Below are 15505 nucleotides of genomic sequence, written 5' to 3' on the forward strand. Positions count from 1 at the left end.
CCTGCGGCCCAATGGCCTTGACCATTGCGGACCGGCTCCGCGCACGCGACGCGGAGCGGTTCGTCGGCCGGACGGCCGAGCTGGCCGTGTTCGACACGCTCTTCGTGGACGACCCGCCCGCCAGCGTCGTACACGTCCACGGCCCGGGTGGGATCGGCAAGAGCGCCCTGCTGCGACAGGTCGAGCGCCTCGGCGCCGAGCGCGGCTGGTCGCCCTGGCGGATCGACGGCCGGGAACTGCCGCCGATCCCCGGCGCCCTGGAAGAGATCCTCTCCGCGGCCCGCGCCGAGGAGCGCCCATTGCTGTTGTTCGACACCTACGAGCGGATCTCGGGACTTGACGGTGCGCTGCGCGCGCGGCTGCTGCCCGCGCTGCCGACGCGCGCGATCGTCGTTGTCGCCGGCCGTGAGCGCCCCGCGCCCGAGTGGTTCCAAGACGGTTGGGAGCACGTCACGCGCGCGCTGCCGCTCGTCCCGTTCAGCGCCGCCGAGAGCCGGGCGTTCGTCGACGCTCACGCGCGCGTCGACGATGCGACGGCCGCCGCGCTGGTCCGCTGGTCTGACGGTTCGCCGCTGGCGCTTGGGCTCGCGTCGGCGATCGCCCAACGTGAGGGCCGCTGGGACGCGCAGCTGCTCGATGCCGACCCCGAGCTGGTCGAGGCGCTCGTCGCACGGCTCGTCCTTGCCCGGGGCTTCGGCGCCGACGCGCCGGCGCAGCGCCATGAGGACGTCACCGCGGTCGCCGCGATCGCGCGGGTCACGACGGCCTCGATGCTCGCCGGCGTCCTACCAGGGATCGCGCCCAACGACGCCCAAGCGTGGCTGCGGACGCAGGCGATCGCCGAGCCGGTCGGCGACGGCATCGCCATGCACGAGCTGGTCCGCCGCGCGCTGCGTGCCCAGCTGCGCGCGCAGCGGCCCGACCGCGAGCGTGAGCTGCGCCGCCGCATCGCCGACCATCTCCATCACCATGCCATCGCTGGCGAGGCACGCCTGGTCATCGACCTCGCCGAGCTGGTCGAGGACCCCGCGTTGCGCTGGGGCTTCGGCGCCGACGCAGCGCGCCTTCTGCGCCCGGACGGCCTGCGTCCCGGCGAACTTGACAATCCCCCGGAGCGCGTCCGCAGCCGCGCCAGCGAGACCTGGTGGGCGGCGACGCGCGCGCTGGCCGACGCGGCGCCCGAGCACTTCGTGGTCGCCCGCGACCATCATGATGAACTTCAGGGGATGGCGATCGCCGCGACGCCGCGGGGAGCGTCGCCCGCCGCGCTGGCCGACCCGTTTCTCGGCCGCTGGATCGAGCATGCGCGCGACCACGTGCCCGACGGCAACGCGCTCGTCTGGCGCGACGCGCTGGACCTGACTGCTGACGAGGAGGGCGACCTCGCCTCGCGCGTGCTGGCGGTCATCAACACTGCGACGATCCTGCGCTGCGGCCTGCCGAACCCGCGCTGCTTCTACATCCCCATCAGCCCGGTCAACACCGCGTCGGTCGCGTTCGCGCGCCAGGCGGGGGCGCGCAAGATCGAGGGGCTCGACGTGCTCGTGGGCTCCGTGGTGCACGAGTGCCATGTCATCGACCACGGTCCCGGCGGTGTCCTCGGCGGGCTGCGTGCGACGGTCTATGCCGAGCTCGGCCTGCCGCGCCCGGCGGTTGACGAACTCGCGGCGGCCGACGGCTCGGCGACGGTGACCGAGGCCAACGTGCGCCAGGCGCTGCGCGACATCGACCGCCCGTCGGAGCTGATGGCGAGCCCGCTCGCCGCGCTGGTTGAGGTCGGGCCCGAGACACCGACGACCGCCGCCGCCGTGCGCGAGCTGCTGCTCGGTGCGATCGTCACGGCCTTCGGCGCGGGCCGCGACGAGGAGCTGCTGCGCGACGTCGCACTCGGTGCCTACAACAACCCGGGCACCACGCACGAGGACGTCGCGTTCTCGCTGCACATCAGCCGCGCGACCTACTTCCGCCGCCTGCGCCAGGCCAACGAGCGCATCTGCGACTACGTGCTTGCGGCGGCCACGGCGCGAGCGAGCTAGCGAGCGAGAGGCCTTAGGCAGCAAGCCTGATCGGTGCGTCATGCACCGTCGCGCCACCGAACTCGAAGCGCTCGAGCGTGACGGTGTGCGTGCCACGAACGACCTCGACCAGCACGCCCCACGGGCGCTCGTGGACGCGGAGCGTGGCGCCCGGGTGGCGCCGGCGCAGGAGGTTGATCTCCCGGGCCTGCTCGAGGGTCAGCTCTGCGTCCATGGCAAAGATAATCGGCCACACCGCTGAAGACCTGATGTGCGTTGGCTGAAGCGCACCTCAAGATGATCACCCGACGACGCGTCCGTCGGCCGTAGGATGCGCCGCGTGCGCCCGCCGCTGACGACGATCGCGCGCGAGTGGGGACGGATCGGGTGCGTCGGCTTCGGCGGGCCGCCCGCCCACATCGCGCTGCTGCGCGAGCTCTGCGTGGAGCGTCGCGGCTGGATCGTCGCCGGTGACTTCGAGGACGCGATCGCGGCCGTCAACCTGCTGCCCGGGCCGGCCTCGACGCAGCTCGCGGTCTGGTGCGGGCACCGCCTGCGCGGGCGTGCGGGGGCGTTGGTCGCGGGCGTCTGCTTCATCGTTCCGGGCCTGATCGCGATCCTCGCGCTGGCCGCCGCGTTCCTGGCCGACGACCCGCCGCGCTGGCTGCGCGGGGCAGGCGCCGGAGCGGGAGCCGCCGTCGCGGCGGTCGCGGTCCGAGCGGGGCTGGACCTGATCGCGCCGAGCTGGGCCCGCGCGGCCGATCGGCGCGCCCCGCTCATCACCTACATCCTGATCGGCGCGGCCGCCGCCGCCACGCTCGGGCCCTACCTCGTCCTCGTCCTGCTCGCCTGCGGCCTGCTCTCGCTCCTGCTCACGCGCCGACCCGGCCGCGACGCGTTGACCTCGCTCTCGCCACCGGCGCTCATCGCGATGGCCGCGGGCGCCACCGGCGGGCTCGCCGCGCTCTGCTGGACGGCGCTGAAGGTCGGCGCGCTCTCCTACGGCGGCGGCTTCGTGATCATCCCGCTGATGCAGGCCGACGCGGTCGGCACCCACCACTGGATGACCGATACGCAGTTCCTCAACGCGGTCGCGCTCGGACAGGTCACGCCGGGCCCGGTGGTGCACACCGTCGCCGCGGTCGGCTACGCGGTCGCGGGCGTCGGCGGCGGGCTGCTCGCGGCGCTCGTCGCGTTCTCACCGTCGTTCCTGTTCGTCATCGGCGGCGCCGCCCGCTTTGACGCGCTGCTGCGCGATCCGCGCGCGCGTGCGTTCATCGACGGCGCGGCGCCGGCGGCGCTTGGGGCGATCCTCGGTTCCGCGATCCCGCTGGCCGCCGCGCTGCAGGAGCGCTGGCAGGTCGCGCTGCTCGGTGTCGCCGCCGTCGCGCTGCTGACCAAGCGACTCGGCGTCGTGGCGACGCTCGTGGGCGCCGGCGCCGTTGGTGTCGTCGCCGCGCTCAGCGGCGCGCCATTGCCCTAGGTCTCCATGAAGTGGCCCGCGCAGCGCGGACAGCTCATGGATCTCCTCCAGCGATAGGCCGGCCTCACGTGCCGAGGCGATCGTGCGCAGCCGCTCAAGGATTCCCAAGGGGTAGAGCACATGGCGACCGACGCGGGCGGGCTCGGGCAACAGCCCGGCCCGCTGGTAATAGCGCACGTGGGATGGGGCGATCCCCGCGCGCTGCGCGATCTCCGCGACGGTGAGCTTGTCGTCCATGATTCCGCTCAACTGAACCTGATCGAATGCGACCATTGAGCATGGTACGCCTGCTCAACGGCCTGTCCAGGACGTGTGGACAGCCAGGCGGCAACCCGCGCCGCCGCAGCGAGCTCAGCTGCGCGCGATCAGACCGTCGACGAAGGCCAGCTTGTCGATCACCGGCCCCGACAGCACGAACGGATAGAGGTCATCAAAACCCAGGCTGCGGTTGACCGCGTTCAAGGCATAGGTCAACCCGAGCCAGTCGTCGAGCATCGCGCGCAGCCCGCCGGCCCCGGCGTCGACCGGCTCGGCGTGGAGATCCGGCCGGCCGGTCGGGCCGTCGACGCGCACGCCGTAGGCCGCCGCGGTCTGCAGCGTGTCGCGCAGGTGCAGGACGTGGGCGAACGTCTCGGCCCAGTCCTCGGAGGGATGCATCGTCGCGTAGGCGGAGACGTGCTCGCGCGCCCAGCCCGCGGGCGGCCCATCGGCGTAGTGGCGATCCAGCGCCGCCTGGTAATCCTCGCGTTCGTCGCCGAAGAGCCGCCGCGCCGCCGTCAGCGCCTCCTCGTTGACGGTCAACAGCGGAAAGTAGAAGTGGCCGATCTCATGGCGCAGATGTCCGAGCAGCGTGCGGTAGGGCTCGCCCATCTGAACGCGCCGGCGCTCGCGCTGATCGTCGTCTGACTCGGCGAGATCGAGCGTGATCACGCCGTCGGCGTGGCCGGTCGTCACCGGCTGCACCGCGCTGGAGAGCAGATCGAAGGCCAGGCCGCCCTCGGGCTGCTCCTGGCGCGTCGGGATCGGGAGGCCCAACTCGCCGAGCTCGAAGATCAGCCGCCGCTTGGCCCGCTCGGCCTCCGCCCATTGGGCGATGCCGTGGCCGTCGGCCGCATTGGGCCGCGTGCGCGTCAGCGAGCAGGCGAAGCAGAGTGCGCCCGGCGCGTCGGCCAGGGCGTTGCAGCCGATCGCGTCGCGGTTGGCGCACGGCGGCTCTTCGGGCTTGGTGACCAGCTCACGGTCACGCCAGCGCAGCCCCAGCTTGGTGCCACAGCGCAGGCATGCGCTGTTCTCGAAGAAGACCAACTGGCCGCAGACGCCGCAGGTGAAGGCTCGCATGAAGTCCGACCAACGTACTCACCCTGTGCCGGAGCTCTCCTGCGGCGGATGGTCAGGATCCTCGCGGTAGGTGCGGAAGGCCAGCCGCGTCAGGTCGTCCTCGAGTTCGGGCAGCGTCGCGATCTCGCCGCGGCGGATCGCCGCGTAGATGACCTCGAGGATCCCGCCGGTGACGAAGACCGGCGTCAGCGGCGCGAGCCACTGCTCGGCGCCGGGCTGAGAACGGGGGATGGAGTCGACGATGGGGACGAACGCCTCGATCGCGGCGTCGCGTCGGGCCAGGCCCGCGGAGCCGGAGCCGAGCACCTCGACGATGCACATGCGCGCAAAGGCGGGCTCCGCCGCGAGGAAGCGCAGGAACTCGCCGAGCAGCGCACGGACCCTGACGCGCCAGTTGCTGTCGGAGAGGTCGGTCAGCGCACTCGCCATCCGGTCCATCAACAGCTTGTTGATCGCGTCGAAGGCGGCGAGGAAGCACTCCTCCTTGTCGGTGAAGAGCTCGTAGAAGGTCTTGCGCGAGACCCCGGCGTAGTCGGTGATGTCGGCGACGCGCGTGCCCGCGTAGCCCTTGTCGGCGACGACGTTGGCGATCGCGTCCAGCAGCCGCTCGCGCTGGTTGGAGGCGATGAACGCCCGCGAGAGGCCATGACGCCCCTTGGGGAGCTGCTGTGCGCCGGCCGCACTGGGCGGGGGTGGGGGCGGGTCCGCCGGCGCGTCGGCCGGCGGATCAGTGGCGGGGTCTTCTCCGAGATCGCTCATTGCGCAAGCTCCGTCAGTCGGTGCCGAAGAGGCGGTCCCCGGCGTCGCCGAGGCCGGGACGGATGTAGCCACGTTCGTCGAGTCCGCGATCCAAGACGGCGGTCAAGATCGGCACCTCGGGGTGCGCGGCGCGCACTGCGGCGACGCCCTCGGGCGCGGCGATCAGGCAAACCAGCCGCAGGTCGCGAGCGCCGGCAGCGCGCATCCGGGCCAGCGCCGCCGTAGCGCTGCCGCCGGTGGCGAGCATCGGATCGACGACGAAGACGGTGGAGCTGTCGATGCCTTCGGGCAGCGATTCGTAGTAGTCCTCGGGCTCGAGTGTTTCCTCATTGCGGCGCATGCCGAGATGGGCTACCGACGCGCCCGGCACGTAGCGCAGGAAGCCGTCGACCATCCCGAGGCCGGCGCGCAGCACCGCGACGACCATGACCGGCGTCGGACGTGAGCCGACGGTGGACTCCAGTGGCGTCTGCACCTCGACCTCGCGCGTGGGCACATCGCGCAGCGCCTCGTAGGCGAGCATCGATGACGCGTCGGCCATCGCAACCCGGAACGCAGCGCGTGACGTGCCCACGGCACGGAGCTCGGTGACGGCTCTCGCCATCACTGGGTGGTCGACGACACGCAGCCCATCCATCGCGGATGGACGTTATTCCATGCGGGTGTCCGAACGGCGAGGCGGTAGCCGAACGGCGAGGTAGTAGCTTGGCGCGGCGATGGCCCCACACCGCAACGTTGAGCTCAAGGCGCGCGATGACGATCCGGAGGCGACGCTCGCGGCCGCCTTGGCCCACGGAGCCGCCGATCAGGGCGTCCTGACGCAGGTCGACACCTACTTCGTCGCACGTGAGGGACGCCTGAAGCTGCGCGAGCAGGATGGCGCCGGAACGCTGATCGCCTACGCGCGCGCCGACGAGGCGGTCGCGCGGACCAGCGCGTATCACTTGGTGCCCGCACCCGACCCGGCGGCGTTGAAGGCCGCGCTGGGCGATGCTTTGGGCACAGTCGTGGTTGTGGAGAAGTTCCGCCGGCTGCTGTTGTGGGAGAACGTGCGGATCCACCTCGACGCGGTCGAGGGGCTCGGCACGTGGCTGGAGCTGGAGGCGGTCGCGCTGGCGGACTCCGATCTCACCGACGAGCACCGCAAGGTCGCCGAGCTGCGCGCCGTGCTCGAGATCGCCGACGAGGACGTGGTCGCCACCGGCTACGCGGCGATGCTCCTGGAAGCAGGCGCCGCGACGCCGCGGCTCGTCGATCTCGCCCGGCGCGCCATGGGGCGCGCCTACGCGCCCTACTCGCACTTCCAGGTCGGCGTGGCGCTGCGCGACGAGGCCGGCGGACTGCACGCGGGCGCCAACGTCGAGAACAGCTCCTACCCGCAGGGCACATGCGCGGAGGCCGCGGCGATCAGCGCCCTGATCACCGCCGGCGGCCACGCGATCCGCGAGGTCGTCGTCATGGCCGACACCGAGCTGATCGTGCCCTGCGGCGGCTGCCGCCAGCGGCTGTCGGAGCTCGCCGCTCCCGAGACGCCGGTCCACCTTGCCGGGCCGGAGGGCATCCGCCGGACCGTCACCCTCGGCGAGCTGCTGCCGCTCGCGTTCGATCTGGAGGAAGCGAAGAGATGACCACTGCAGCGGACGTGATCCGCGCAGCTGCCGGAGCGAACGCGCCAACGCCCCGCCTGGGCCTCGTGCTCGGCTCGGGCCTCGGCGGTCTGGCCGATGCGGTGCAGGACGCAACCGCGATCCCCTACGCCGAGCTGCCCGGCTTCCCCGTCGGCTCGGTGGCCGGCCACGCCGGGCGGCTGGTCCTCGGGACGCTGGCCGGCACGCCCGTGGTCGTGCTGCAGGGTCGCGCGCACCTCTACGAGGGCATCCCGGTCTCCGACCTCGCGGTCCCCGTGCGGACCGTGCGCGCGCTCGGCGCTGAGTCGATCGTGTTGACCAACGCCGCCGGCTCGCTGCGCGCCGACGTCGGCCCCGGCCGCCTGATGGCGCTGACCGACCACATCAACATGATGGGCGTCAACCCCTTGACCGGGATCAACAACGACACGATCGGCCCGCGCTTCGTCGGTCTTGGCGATGCCTATGACTTGCCGCTCAAGCGCGCGTTGAAGGCAGCGGCCGTGGCCGAGGGCGTCGACCTCAGCGAGGGCGTCTACCTCGCCGTCGGCGGGCCGTCGTTCGAGACGCCGGCCGAGATCCGCGCCTTCAAAGTGTTGGGCGCCGACGCCGTCGGGATGTCCACCGTCCCCGAGGTCATCGTCGCCCGCCACTGCGGCCTGCGCGTCGTGGCCGTCTCGGCGATCACCAACCTGGCTGAGGGGCTCGGCGACGAGGTCCTCACCCACGAGCACACGCTGGCCAGCGCGGCGACGGCCTCCGCAGACCTGCAGCGCGTGCTGACCCGCTTCGTCAAGGACTACGTCTAGATGGCCCGCCCCACCAAGGAGCTGCTGCGCGACAAGCGCGACGGCAAGGCGCTGACGCCCGAGGAGCTGCGGGCGATCGCGGCGGGCATCGGTGACGGCGGCCTCAGCGACGCGCAGGTCGCGGCCTTCGCGATGGCCGTCTTCTTCCGCGGCCTCGACACCACAGAGCTCCCGGCCTTCACGCTCGGCATGCGCGACAGCGGCACGGTCCTGAACTGGTCGGACATCGACAGGCCCGTCCTCGACAAGCACTCGACCGGCGGGGTGGGCGACAAGGTGTCGCTGATCCTCGCCCCGCTGGTTGCGGCGTGCGGCGGCGTGGTGCCGATGATCTCCGGCCGCGGGCTCGGCCACACCGGCGGCACGCTGGACAAGCTGGAGACGATCCCGGGCTACGACGCGACGCCCGACGCGGCGCTGATGGGCAAGGTCGTCCGCGAGGTCGGCTGCGTGATCGGCGGCCAGACCGACGACCTCGCGCCGGCCGATCGCAAGTTGTACGCCATCCGCGATGCGACGGGCAGCGTCGAGGCAATCCCGTTGATCGTCTCCTCGATCCTGTCCAAGAAGCTCGCCGCCGGGCTCGGCGGCCTGGTCATGGACGTCAAGCACGGCAACGGCGCCTTCATGAGCGAGCTCGACGATGCGCGTGCGCTGGCGCGGGCGCTCGTGGACGTCGCGGTCGCGGCCGGCCTGCCGACCGTTGCGCTGCTGACCGACATGGACCGCGTGCTCGGCACGACCGCCGGCAACGCGCTGGAGGTGCGCGAGTCGATCGAGCTGCTGCGCGATCCGTCGAGCGCGGACCCGCGCCTGCTCGCGGTGACGCTGGCGCTGACGCGCGCGCTGCTCGAGCTCGGCGGGATCGACGCCGACCCCGAGGCCGCGCTGGCCTCCGGCGCCGCGGCCGAGCGCTTCGGGGCGATGGTCGCGGCGCTCGGCGGCCCAAGCGACATGATGGACAACTACGAGCAGCGCCTCGACCGTGCGCCGGTGATCCGCGAGGTGTTCGCCGATCGCGACGGCGTGGTTGTGGCGCACGACACGCGGGCACTGGGGATCGCGGTGATGAACCTCGGAGGGGGCCGCGCGGTGGAGAGCGACGTGATCGACCCGGCCGTCGGGCTGGATGCTGTCGCGGGCCCGGGAGCGGGCGTCGCGCGCGGCGGGCGGCCGCTGGCGGTGGTCCACGCGCGCGACGAAGCTGGCGCCGACGCGGCGGAGGCCGCCGTGCGGGCGGCGATCGTGGTGGGGGAGACGGCACCGCCCGACGTTCCGGTCGTCGCGGAGGTCCTGCGGTGAGCACCGAGCTGACCGTCTCGCCGGTCGCCGGCGTCCCCAAAGCCGAGCTCCACGTCCACCTCGAGGGCACCGCCACGCCGGACCTGATCCGGCGCCTGGCCGCGCGCAACGGCATCGCGCTGCCCGAGGAGCGGCTGTTCCGGCCCGACGGCACGTTTGCCTGGAACGACTTCCTGCACTTCCTCCAGTCCTACGACATCGCGGCCGGCGCGATCCGCACCGCCCAGGACTACCGCGACATCACCTACGAGTACCTCTCCGCCTGCGCCGCGGAGGGCGCCGTCTACGTTGAGTTGATCGCGTCGCTGGATCACGGGCGCAAGGTCGGCCTCGACGACGCCGAGCACCTCGCCGGCATCGCGCAGGGCATCGACGACGCATACGCCGACCACGGCATCGTGGGCCGGATCATCTCCTCGATCGTCCGCAACTTCGGTGTGGCCGACTGCGAGGACGTCGCCCGCCGGACCGTCGCGCTCGCCCATCCCTACGTCGTGGGCTTCAACATGGCCGGCGACGAGGCCGGCTTCCCCGCCGGCGACTACGCCCGCGCCTTCGCCATCGCGGCCGAGGCGGGGCTCGGCTGTTCGGTGCACGCGGGCGAGCACGCGGGCCCGGAGTCGATCCGCGCGGCGCTCGCGCTGCCCGGCGTCGTGCGTATTTCTCACGGTGTTCGGGCGATCGAGGATCCAGCGTTGGTCAGGGAGCTGGCCGAGCGCCGGATCGTGCTGGAGGTCTGCCCGACCTCGAACGTCGTCCTCGGGGTCTTCCCGTCCTATGAGGACCATCCGCTCGGCGCGCTGCGCGCCGCCGGCGTCCCGGTGACCTTGGGATCAGACGATCCTCCGTACTTCGGTACGACGATCGGGCGCGAGTACGAACTGGCGCACGAGCGTTTGGGATGCAGCCTGCAGGACCTCCGCACGATCACCGAAACCGCGCTGGATGCGGCGTTCTCGGACACTGAAGGTCTGGTAAACCAACCACACCAGCCGGGAGACCTGTAGGTTTGCGCCGCGGCTCAGGGTTGGCCGCGCTGTCCCTCAGTAGTCCCGTTCAAATCCAGAGGGAGTACCTCGCAAGTGCGCGCACGTTCCACTCGCCGTGCCATCGCCGCTCTCGGCGCCGCCGGCATCCTCATCGTCGCAGCCGGTTGCGGCTCTGACGACAACAGCTCCTCGTCGAGCGGCACGACGTCGACCGCGGCCGCTCCGGCCGGGAAGGCGATCAAGGTCGGTCTTGTCACGGACATCGGCGGCCTTAACGACCGCTCGTTCAACGCGCTGGCCAACAAGGGTCTGCTGACCGCCCAGTCGACGCTCGGCGTCACCGGTCGTGTCCTGACCTCGAAGTCCAACGCTGACTACATCCCCAACCTGTCAACGCTGGCCCAGCAGAAGTACGACCTCGTCATCGGCGTCGGCTTCCTGATGGCTGACGCGGTCGACACCGTCGCCAAGAAGTTCCCGAACACCAAGTTCGCGATCATCGACGTCGACGCGACCACCCTGAAGGGCAAGCCCAGCAACGTCGAGGGCCTGCTCTTCAAGGAGCAGCAGTCCGGCTACCTGGCGGGCTACCTCGCCGGCCTGTACGCCAAGGACAACAACATCACGACGATCTCGTCGGTCGGCGGTCAGAAGATCCCGCCGGTCGATCACTACATCGCCGGCTACCAGGCGGGCGCCAAGGCCGCCGATCCGTCGATCAAGACGCTCAACGCCTACTCCCAGGACTTCGTCGACCAGGCGAAGTGCAAGGAGCTCGCGCTCAACCAGATCGCCAAGGGCTCCAAGGTCGAGTTCCAGGTCGCGGGCCAGTGCGGCCTCGGCGTCCTCGACGCGGCCAAGGAGAAGAGCATCCAGGGCATCGGTGTGGACGCCGATCAGGCCTACCTGGGCCCGCAGGTCTTCACCAGCGCGCTCAAGAAGGTCGACGTCGCCGTGGTCAACGCCATCAAGGGCGCCCAGGCCGACAAGTTCACCGGTGGCCAGGACGTCATCAACTCGGTGAAGTCCGGCGGCATCGGCTACGGCAAGCTCAACACGGCTGCCACGAAGTACGCCGACCAGGTCAAGAAGGTCCAGGACGACATCGCGAGCGGCACGATCGCCAACATCCCGGATACCGTCAAGTAGGTATGGAGAACGCCCTCGAGCTGCGCGGGATCACGAAGCGCTTCGGGTCGATCGTCGCGAACGACGCGGTCGACTTCGACCTGAAGTCCGGCGAGGTCCACGCGCTGCTCGGGGAGAACGGCGCCGGCAAGTCGACGCTGATGAGCGTCCTCTACGGGCTCTACACGCCCGACGAGGGCGAGATCCGCGTCGACGGCCGGCCCGTCAGCATCGGCTCGCCGCTGGAGGCCATCGAGCACGGGATCGGCATGGTGCACCAGCACTTCATGCTCGTCCCGGTCATGACCGTGGCCGAGAACATCGTGCTGGCCAACGAGCCGCGCAAGGGCCTGCTGCTCGACTTCGACGCGGCCTCGGCCCGCGTGCGCGAGCTGTCGGACCGCTACGGCCTCGCCGTGGACCCCGACGCGCGCATCGAGGACGTCAGCGTCGGCATGCAGCAGCGCGTGGAGATCCTTCGCGCGCTGTTCCGCGGCGCGAGGATCCTCGTCCTCGACGAGCCGACTGCCGTGCTCACCGCGCAGGAGGCGGGCGACCTCTTCCGCGTCCTCGAGGCGCTGAAGGAGGACGGCACCGGCATCGTCTTCATCTCGCACAAGCTCAACGAGGTGCTGGAGGTCGCCGATCGCGTGACCGTGCTGCGGCGCGGCAAGCGCATCGACACCGTCCCCACCGAAGGCGCCACCGAGGCGTCGCTCGCGCGGCTCATGGTCGGCCGCGAGGTCCTGCTGCGCGTCGACAAGCCGCCCGCGCAGCCCAAGGAGCCGGTGCTCGAGGTCCGCGACCTGCGCGTGCGCGACGACCGCGACCTGCCGGCGGTCAACGGCGCCACCCTGACCGTGCACGCGGGCGAGATCGTGGCCCTGGCCGGCGTCGACGGCAACGGCCAGTCCGAGCTGGTCGACGCGATCACGGGCCTGCGCTCGGTCGACTCCGGCTCCATCGCCGTGGAGGGCAAGGAGCTCACGAACGCCGGGGCGCGCGGGATGGTGCGCCACGGCGTCTCGCACATCGCCGAGGACCGCCAGCGCCGCGGGCTCGTGTTGAACTTCACCCTGGCCGAGAACCTCGCGCTGCGCGAGTACAACACGCCGAAGATGTCCAACCACGGGTGGCTGCTCATCGGCCGCATGCGCGACCGCGCCAAGGCCCTCATCAAGGAGTACGACGTGCGCGGCGGCGGCCCGACCTCGCTGGCGACGTCGCTGTCGGGCGGCAACCAGCAGAAGTGCGTCATCGCGCGCGAGATCGCGTGCAACCCGCGCGTCCTGGTCGCGGCGCAGCCGACCCGCGGCCTCGACGTCGGGGCCATCGAGTTCGTCCACCGCCGCCTGGTCTCCGAGCGCGACGCCGGACGCGGGATCCTGCTCGTGTCGCTCGAGTTCGAGGAGGTCCGCTCGCTCGCCGACCGGATCGTCGTCCTCTACGAGGGCGAGATCGTGGGCGAGTTCCCACCCGAGGTGTCCGAGGAGGAGCTCGGCATCGCGATGACCGGCGGTGGGCGCCAGCGGGAGGATCTCGATCGGCCCGACGCCGATCGTTCGTCTCAGAGGGCGGGGCTGGACGCCCCGCCGAGGTGACCCCTTGAGCGGCCCGGACCCCGTCGAGCCCCCGGCAGGGCAGGCGCTCGCCGGCGAGGGCGGCCCCGAGGCCGCGGCCACCACCTCCGCCGCGCGGCTGGCGGCTTACCTGCAGGGCGGGGGCGTCATCGTCCCGCTGCTCACGGCAGTGCTCGCCTTCTTCGTCGGCGGCCTGGTCATCCTCATCACCGGCCACAACCCGATCTCGACCTACAAGGCGATCTTCAACGGCACCGGGCTGAACTGGATCTTCCCGTGGATCTCGAGCGACGACCGCACCACCGCGGCGCTCAACCTCCAGCAGACGCTGATCACCACCACCCCGCTGATCCTCACCGGGCTCGCGGTCGCCTTCGCCTTCCGCTGCGGGCTGTTCAACATCGGCGGCCAGGGCCAGTACCTCGTCGGCTCCTATGTCGCCGTGTGGGCGGGGTCGTCGTTCGCCGGCATGCCGAGGCTGCTGCACGTCGTCCTGGCGATGGTCCTCGCCACCGTGGCCGGCGCGGTGTGGGCGGGGATCGCAGGCCTACTCAAGGCGGTGGCCGGTGCCCACGAGGTGATCTCGACGATCATGCTCAACTGGATCGCGGTGTGGGTGGGCGCCTACCTGTTCCAGCTCAACGGCCCGCTGCAGAACTCCGACCCGTCGCAGCAGTCGGTGCCGGTCTCGGCCGACGTCGTGGCCGGGGCCAAGCTCCCGGTCTTCTGGGGCGACCCGGAGCTCCAGGGGCTCCACGTCGGGATCTTCATCGCGCTCGCGGCAGCCGTCGTCTTCTGGGTGCTGCTCAACCGCTCGACCACCGGCTACGAGGTGCGAGCGGTCGGCTTCAACCCCGAGGCCGCCCGCTACGGCGGCATCAACGTCTCGCGCAACTACATCCTGGTCATGGCCGTGTGCGGCGCGTTCGCCGGGCTCGCGGGGTCGGTGGACCTCCTCGGCTGGCAGTTCCACATCGCCACCAACGACATCCTCAACTCGGCGAACGTCGGCCTGGGCTTCTTCGGCATCGCCGTCGCCCTGCTCGGCCGCAACACGGCCAGCGGCACGGTGGTGGCCGCGCTGCTGTTCGGCGCCCTGCTCACCGGCACCTCGCAGCGCAACCTCGACCCGACGATCTTCGAGCCGGAGCTCGCCGGGAACCTGACGCTGATCATCCAGGGCCTCGTCGTGCTCATCGTCAGCGCCGACGTCATCGTGCTGACCATGCTGCGCCGCGGGCGCGGGATCTTCCGCCGTACGCCCACGGCACCGGCCGCGCCCGCCGCGCCCGCCGAGGCGGAGGCGTCCTCGTGAGCACCGCGGTCGCCACCTCAGCGCCCGTGCGCCTGCAGGCGCGCCACGCCGGCTGGGCCGGCATCGCGCTGGGCTTCGTCGCCTGGTTCCTCACGCTGCCGCCGGCGCTCCTGCGCACCCCGGTCCCGTCGATCCTGATCGGCCTGCTGGCCATGACCGCGGGGGCGTGGGCCATCGGCGGCGACGAGAAGCGCCTCGGCTGGGGAGCGATCGTCGCCGGCCTCGTCGGGGGCACCGGCGCGGTGGCGGCCACGCAGTCGGGCACCGGCAACCTCCAGGACGTCGTCGCGTGGTCGGCACTGATCGCGGCGACGCTGCGCTACGCGACGCCGCTGATCTTCGGTGCGCTCGGCGGGATCATCTCCGAGCGCAGCGGCGTGGTGAACGTCGGCCTCGAGGGCATGATGCTCATGGGCGCCTTCTTCGGGATCTTCGGCGCCGATCTGCTCGACTCGTGGTTCCTGGGGCTGCTGGTCGGGATGGCGGCCGGCGGCGTGCTGGGCCTCGTTCACGCCTTCTTCTCGGTTCAGCTGCGCGCAGACCAGATCGTCAGCGGCATCGCGCTGAACTTCCTGGCCCTCGGAGTCACGGGCTACGTCTTCCTCGACCATTACGGCGATCAGGGCACCCCCGACAACATCCCGCGCGTGCCCGACATCAGCATCCCCGGCGTCAAGAACCTGTCCTTCTTCGGCGACGCGATCGGCCACGCGAACACGCTCACGTGGATCGCACTGATCCTCGTCGTGGCGCTGACCGTGTTCCTCTTCCGCACGCCGCGCGGCCTGCGGCTGCGCTCGGTGGGCGAGCATCCGCGGGCGGCCGAGACGGTCGGCATCTCGGTCCCACGCACGCGCTACATCGCCGTCGTGCTGTCGGGGATGTTCGCCGCCATGGGTGGCGCCTACCTGTCGATCGGCTTCGTTGGTTCCTTCAACCAGGGCATGACCGCGGGGCGCGGGTTCATCGCGCTGGCTGCGGTCATCTTCGGCAAGTGGCACCCGGTCGGCGCGCTCGGCGCCGCGCTGCTGTTCGGCTTCTCCACCGCGCTGGCACAACGCCAGCCGGCCTTCTCGCCCTCGACCGCGGTGCTCTTCCAGGCGCTGCCGTACGTCCTGACCCTGATCGCCGTGGCCGGCGTGATCGGGCGCTCGCGGCC

General features: G+C 71.5%; 15 protein-coding genes and 1 pseudogene. 11 read left to right on the forward strand and 5 right to left on the reverse strand.

Annotation, left to right across the window (positions count from 1 at the left end; genetic code table 11):
* The first annotated feature begins 11 nt into the window (after positions 1-11).
* The gene (locus VGO10_RS00210; protein WP_327464059.1) at positions 12-2036 is read left to right on the forward strand and encodes a hypothetical protein; all 2025 of its coding nucleotides are present in this window, start codon (positions 12-14) and stop codon (positions 2034-2036) included.
* A gap of 13 nt (positions 2037-2049) precedes the next feature.
* Here VGO10_RS00210 and VGO10_RS00215 read toward each other — a convergent pair whose 3' ends face one another.
* The gene (locus VGO10_RS00215; RefSeq protein ID WP_327464060.1) at positions 2050-2250 is read right to left on the reverse strand and encodes a hypothetical protein; all 201 of its coding nucleotides are present in this window, start codon (positions 2248-2250) and stop codon (positions 2050-2052) included.
* Between the two features lie 96 nt (positions 2251-2346).
* Between VGO10_RS00215 and chrA the strand changes: the two genes are divergently transcribed.
* A complete protein-coding gene (gene chrA, locus VGO10_RS00220) occupies positions 2347-3498 on the forward strand; it encodes a chromate efflux transporter (RefSeq protein WP_414642191.1) in 1152 nt (383 codons plus the stop codon).
* 39 nt (positions 3499-3537) lie between these two features.
* Here the strand turns inward: chrA and VGO10_RS21785 are convergent.
* Positions 3538-3675 (reverse strand): annotated as a pseudogene (locus VGO10_RS21785) (MerR family transcriptional regulator); the annotation flags it as partial.
* Here VGO10_RS21785 and VGO10_RS00225 point away from each other — a divergent pair.
* Positions 3619-3774, forward strand: a complete 156-nt coding sequence (locus VGO10_RS00225) for a hypothetical protein (protein ID WP_327464062.1) — start codon at positions 3619-3621, stop codon at positions 3772-3774. The pseudogene VGO10_RS21785 and the gene VGO10_RS00225 sit on opposite strands and share 57 nt — an antisense overlap.
* A gap of 75 nt (positions 3775-3849) precedes the next feature.
* Here the strand turns inward: VGO10_RS00225 and VGO10_RS00230 are convergent, their stop codons facing one another.
* From VGO10_RS00230 to upp, 3 genes are read right to left on the reverse strand one after another with little or no spacing between them, the layout of a single operon-like run.
* A complete protein-coding gene (locus VGO10_RS00230) occupies positions 3850-4836 on the reverse strand; it encodes a zinc-binding metallopeptidase family protein (protein ID WP_327464063.1) in 987 nt (328 codons plus the stop codon).
* An 18-nt stretch (positions 4837-4854) separates the two neighbouring features.
* Positions 4855-5595, reverse strand: a complete 741-nt coding sequence (locus VGO10_RS00235) for a TetR/AcrR family transcriptional regulator (RefSeq protein WP_327464064.1) — start codon at positions 5593-5595, stop codon at positions 4855-4857.
* A gap of 13 nt (positions 5596-5608) precedes the next feature.
* Complete coding sequence (gene upp / locus VGO10_RS00240; RefSeq protein WP_327464065.1) at positions 5609-6232, reverse strand: uracil phosphoribosyltransferase; 624 nt, start codon at positions 6230-6232, stop codon at positions 5609-5611.
* 79 nt (positions 6233-6311) lie between these two features.
* On the opposite strand from upp, the gene cdd reads away from it, so the two are divergent.
* The 8 genes from cdd to VGO10_RS00280 form a co-directional block, all read left to right on the forward strand.
* Positions 6312-7223: a cytidine deaminase gene (cdd, locus tag VGO10_RS00245; RefSeq protein ID WP_327464066.1), complete on the forward strand. Its 912-nt coding sequence runs from the start codon at positions 6312-6314 to the stop codon at positions 7221-7223.
* Positions 7220-8032, forward strand: coding sequence for a purine-nucleoside phosphorylase (locus VGO10_RS00250; RefSeq protein WP_327464067.1), 813 nt, complete (start codon positions 7220-7222; stop codon positions 8030-8032). Before cdd ends, VGO10_RS00250 begins: the two co-directional genes overlap by 4 nt.
* The gene (locus VGO10_RS00255) at positions 8033-9334 is read left to right on the forward strand and encodes a thymidine phosphorylase (protein WP_327464068.1); all 1302 of its coding nucleotides are present in this window, start codon (positions 8033-8035) and stop codon (positions 9332-9334) included.
* Positions 9331-10341 (forward strand): adenosine deaminase, encoded by a 1011-nt coding sequence (gene add / locus VGO10_RS00260; RefSeq protein WP_327464069.1) that lies wholly within the window; start codon positions 9331-9333, stop codon positions 10339-10341. The genes VGO10_RS00255 and add overlap by 4 nt, the downstream gene beginning before the upstream one ends.
* Positions 10342-10416: 75 nt before the next feature.
* The gene (locus VGO10_RS00265) at positions 10417-11472 is read left to right on the forward strand and encodes a BMP family ABC transporter substrate-binding protein (RefSeq protein WP_327464070.1); all 1056 of its coding nucleotides are present in this window, start codon (positions 10417-10419) and stop codon (positions 11470-11472) included.
* A 2-nt stretch (positions 11473-11474) separates the two neighbouring features.
* Entirely contained in the window at positions 11475-13052 is a 1578-nt protein-coding gene (locus tag VGO10_RS00270; RefSeq protein WP_327464071.1) for an ABC transporter ATP-binding protein, read from the forward strand.
* Between the two features lie 4 nt (positions 13053-13056).
* On the forward strand, positions 13057-14346 hold the full coding sequence (locus VGO10_RS00275; protein WP_327464072.1) for an ABC transporter permease: 1290 nt from the start codon (positions 13057-13059) through the stop codon (positions 14344-14346).
* On the forward strand, positions 14343-15505 hold a 1163-nt coding region (locus VGO10_RS00280), incomplete at its 3' end, for an ABC transporter permease (RefSeq protein WP_327464073.1). The genes VGO10_RS00275 and VGO10_RS00280, both read left to right, overlap by 4 nt.

The sequence above is a fragment of the Baekduia sp. genome (assembly GCF_035996765.1).
Lineage (GTDB): Bacteria > Actinomycetota > Thermoleophilia > Solirubrobacterales > Solirubrobacteraceae > Baekduia.

Coding starts and splice junctions, on each gene's coding strand:
- VGO10_RS00210 (WP_327464059.1), top strand. CDS start 12: ATGGCCTTGACCATTGCGGACCGGCTCCGCGCACGCGACGCGGAGCGG.
- VGO10_RS00215 (WP_327464060.1), bottom strand. CDS start 2,250: ATGGACGCAGAGCTGACCCTCGAGCAGGCCCGGGAGATCAACCTCCTG.
- chrA (WP_414642191.1), top strand. CDS start 2,347: ATGCGCCGCGTGCGCCCGCCGCTGACGACGATCGCGCGCGAGTGGGGA.
- VGO10_RS00225 (WP_327464062.1), top strand. CDS start 3,619: ATGGCGACCGACGCGGGCGGGCTCGGGCAACAGCCCGGCCCGCTGGTA.
- VGO10_RS00230 (WP_327464063.1), bottom strand. CDS start 4,836: ATGCGAGCCTTCACCTGCGGCGTCTGCGGCCAGTTGGTCTTCTTCGAG.
- VGO10_RS00235 (WP_327464064.1), bottom strand. CDS start 5,595: ATGAGCGATCTCGGAGAAGACCCCGCCACTGATCCGCCGGCCGACGCG.
- upp (WP_327464065.1), bottom strand. CDS start 6,232: ATGGATGGGCTGCGTGTCGTCGACCACCCAGTGATGGCGAGAGCCGTC.
- cdd (WP_327464066.1), top strand. CDS start 6,312: ATGGCCCCACACCGCAACGTTGAGCTCAAGGCGCGCGATGACGATCCG.
- VGO10_RS00250 (WP_327464067.1), top strand. CDS start 7,220: ATGACCACTGCAGCGGACGTGATCCGCGCAGCTGCCGGAGCGAACGCG.
- VGO10_RS00255 (WP_327464068.1), top strand. CDS start 8,033: ATGGCCCGCCCCACCAAGGAGCTGCTGCGCGACAAGCGCGACGGCAAG.
- VGO10_RS00270 (WP_327464071.1), top strand. CDS start 11,475: ATGGAGAACGCCCTCGAGCTGCGCGGGATCACGAAGCGCTTCGGGTCG.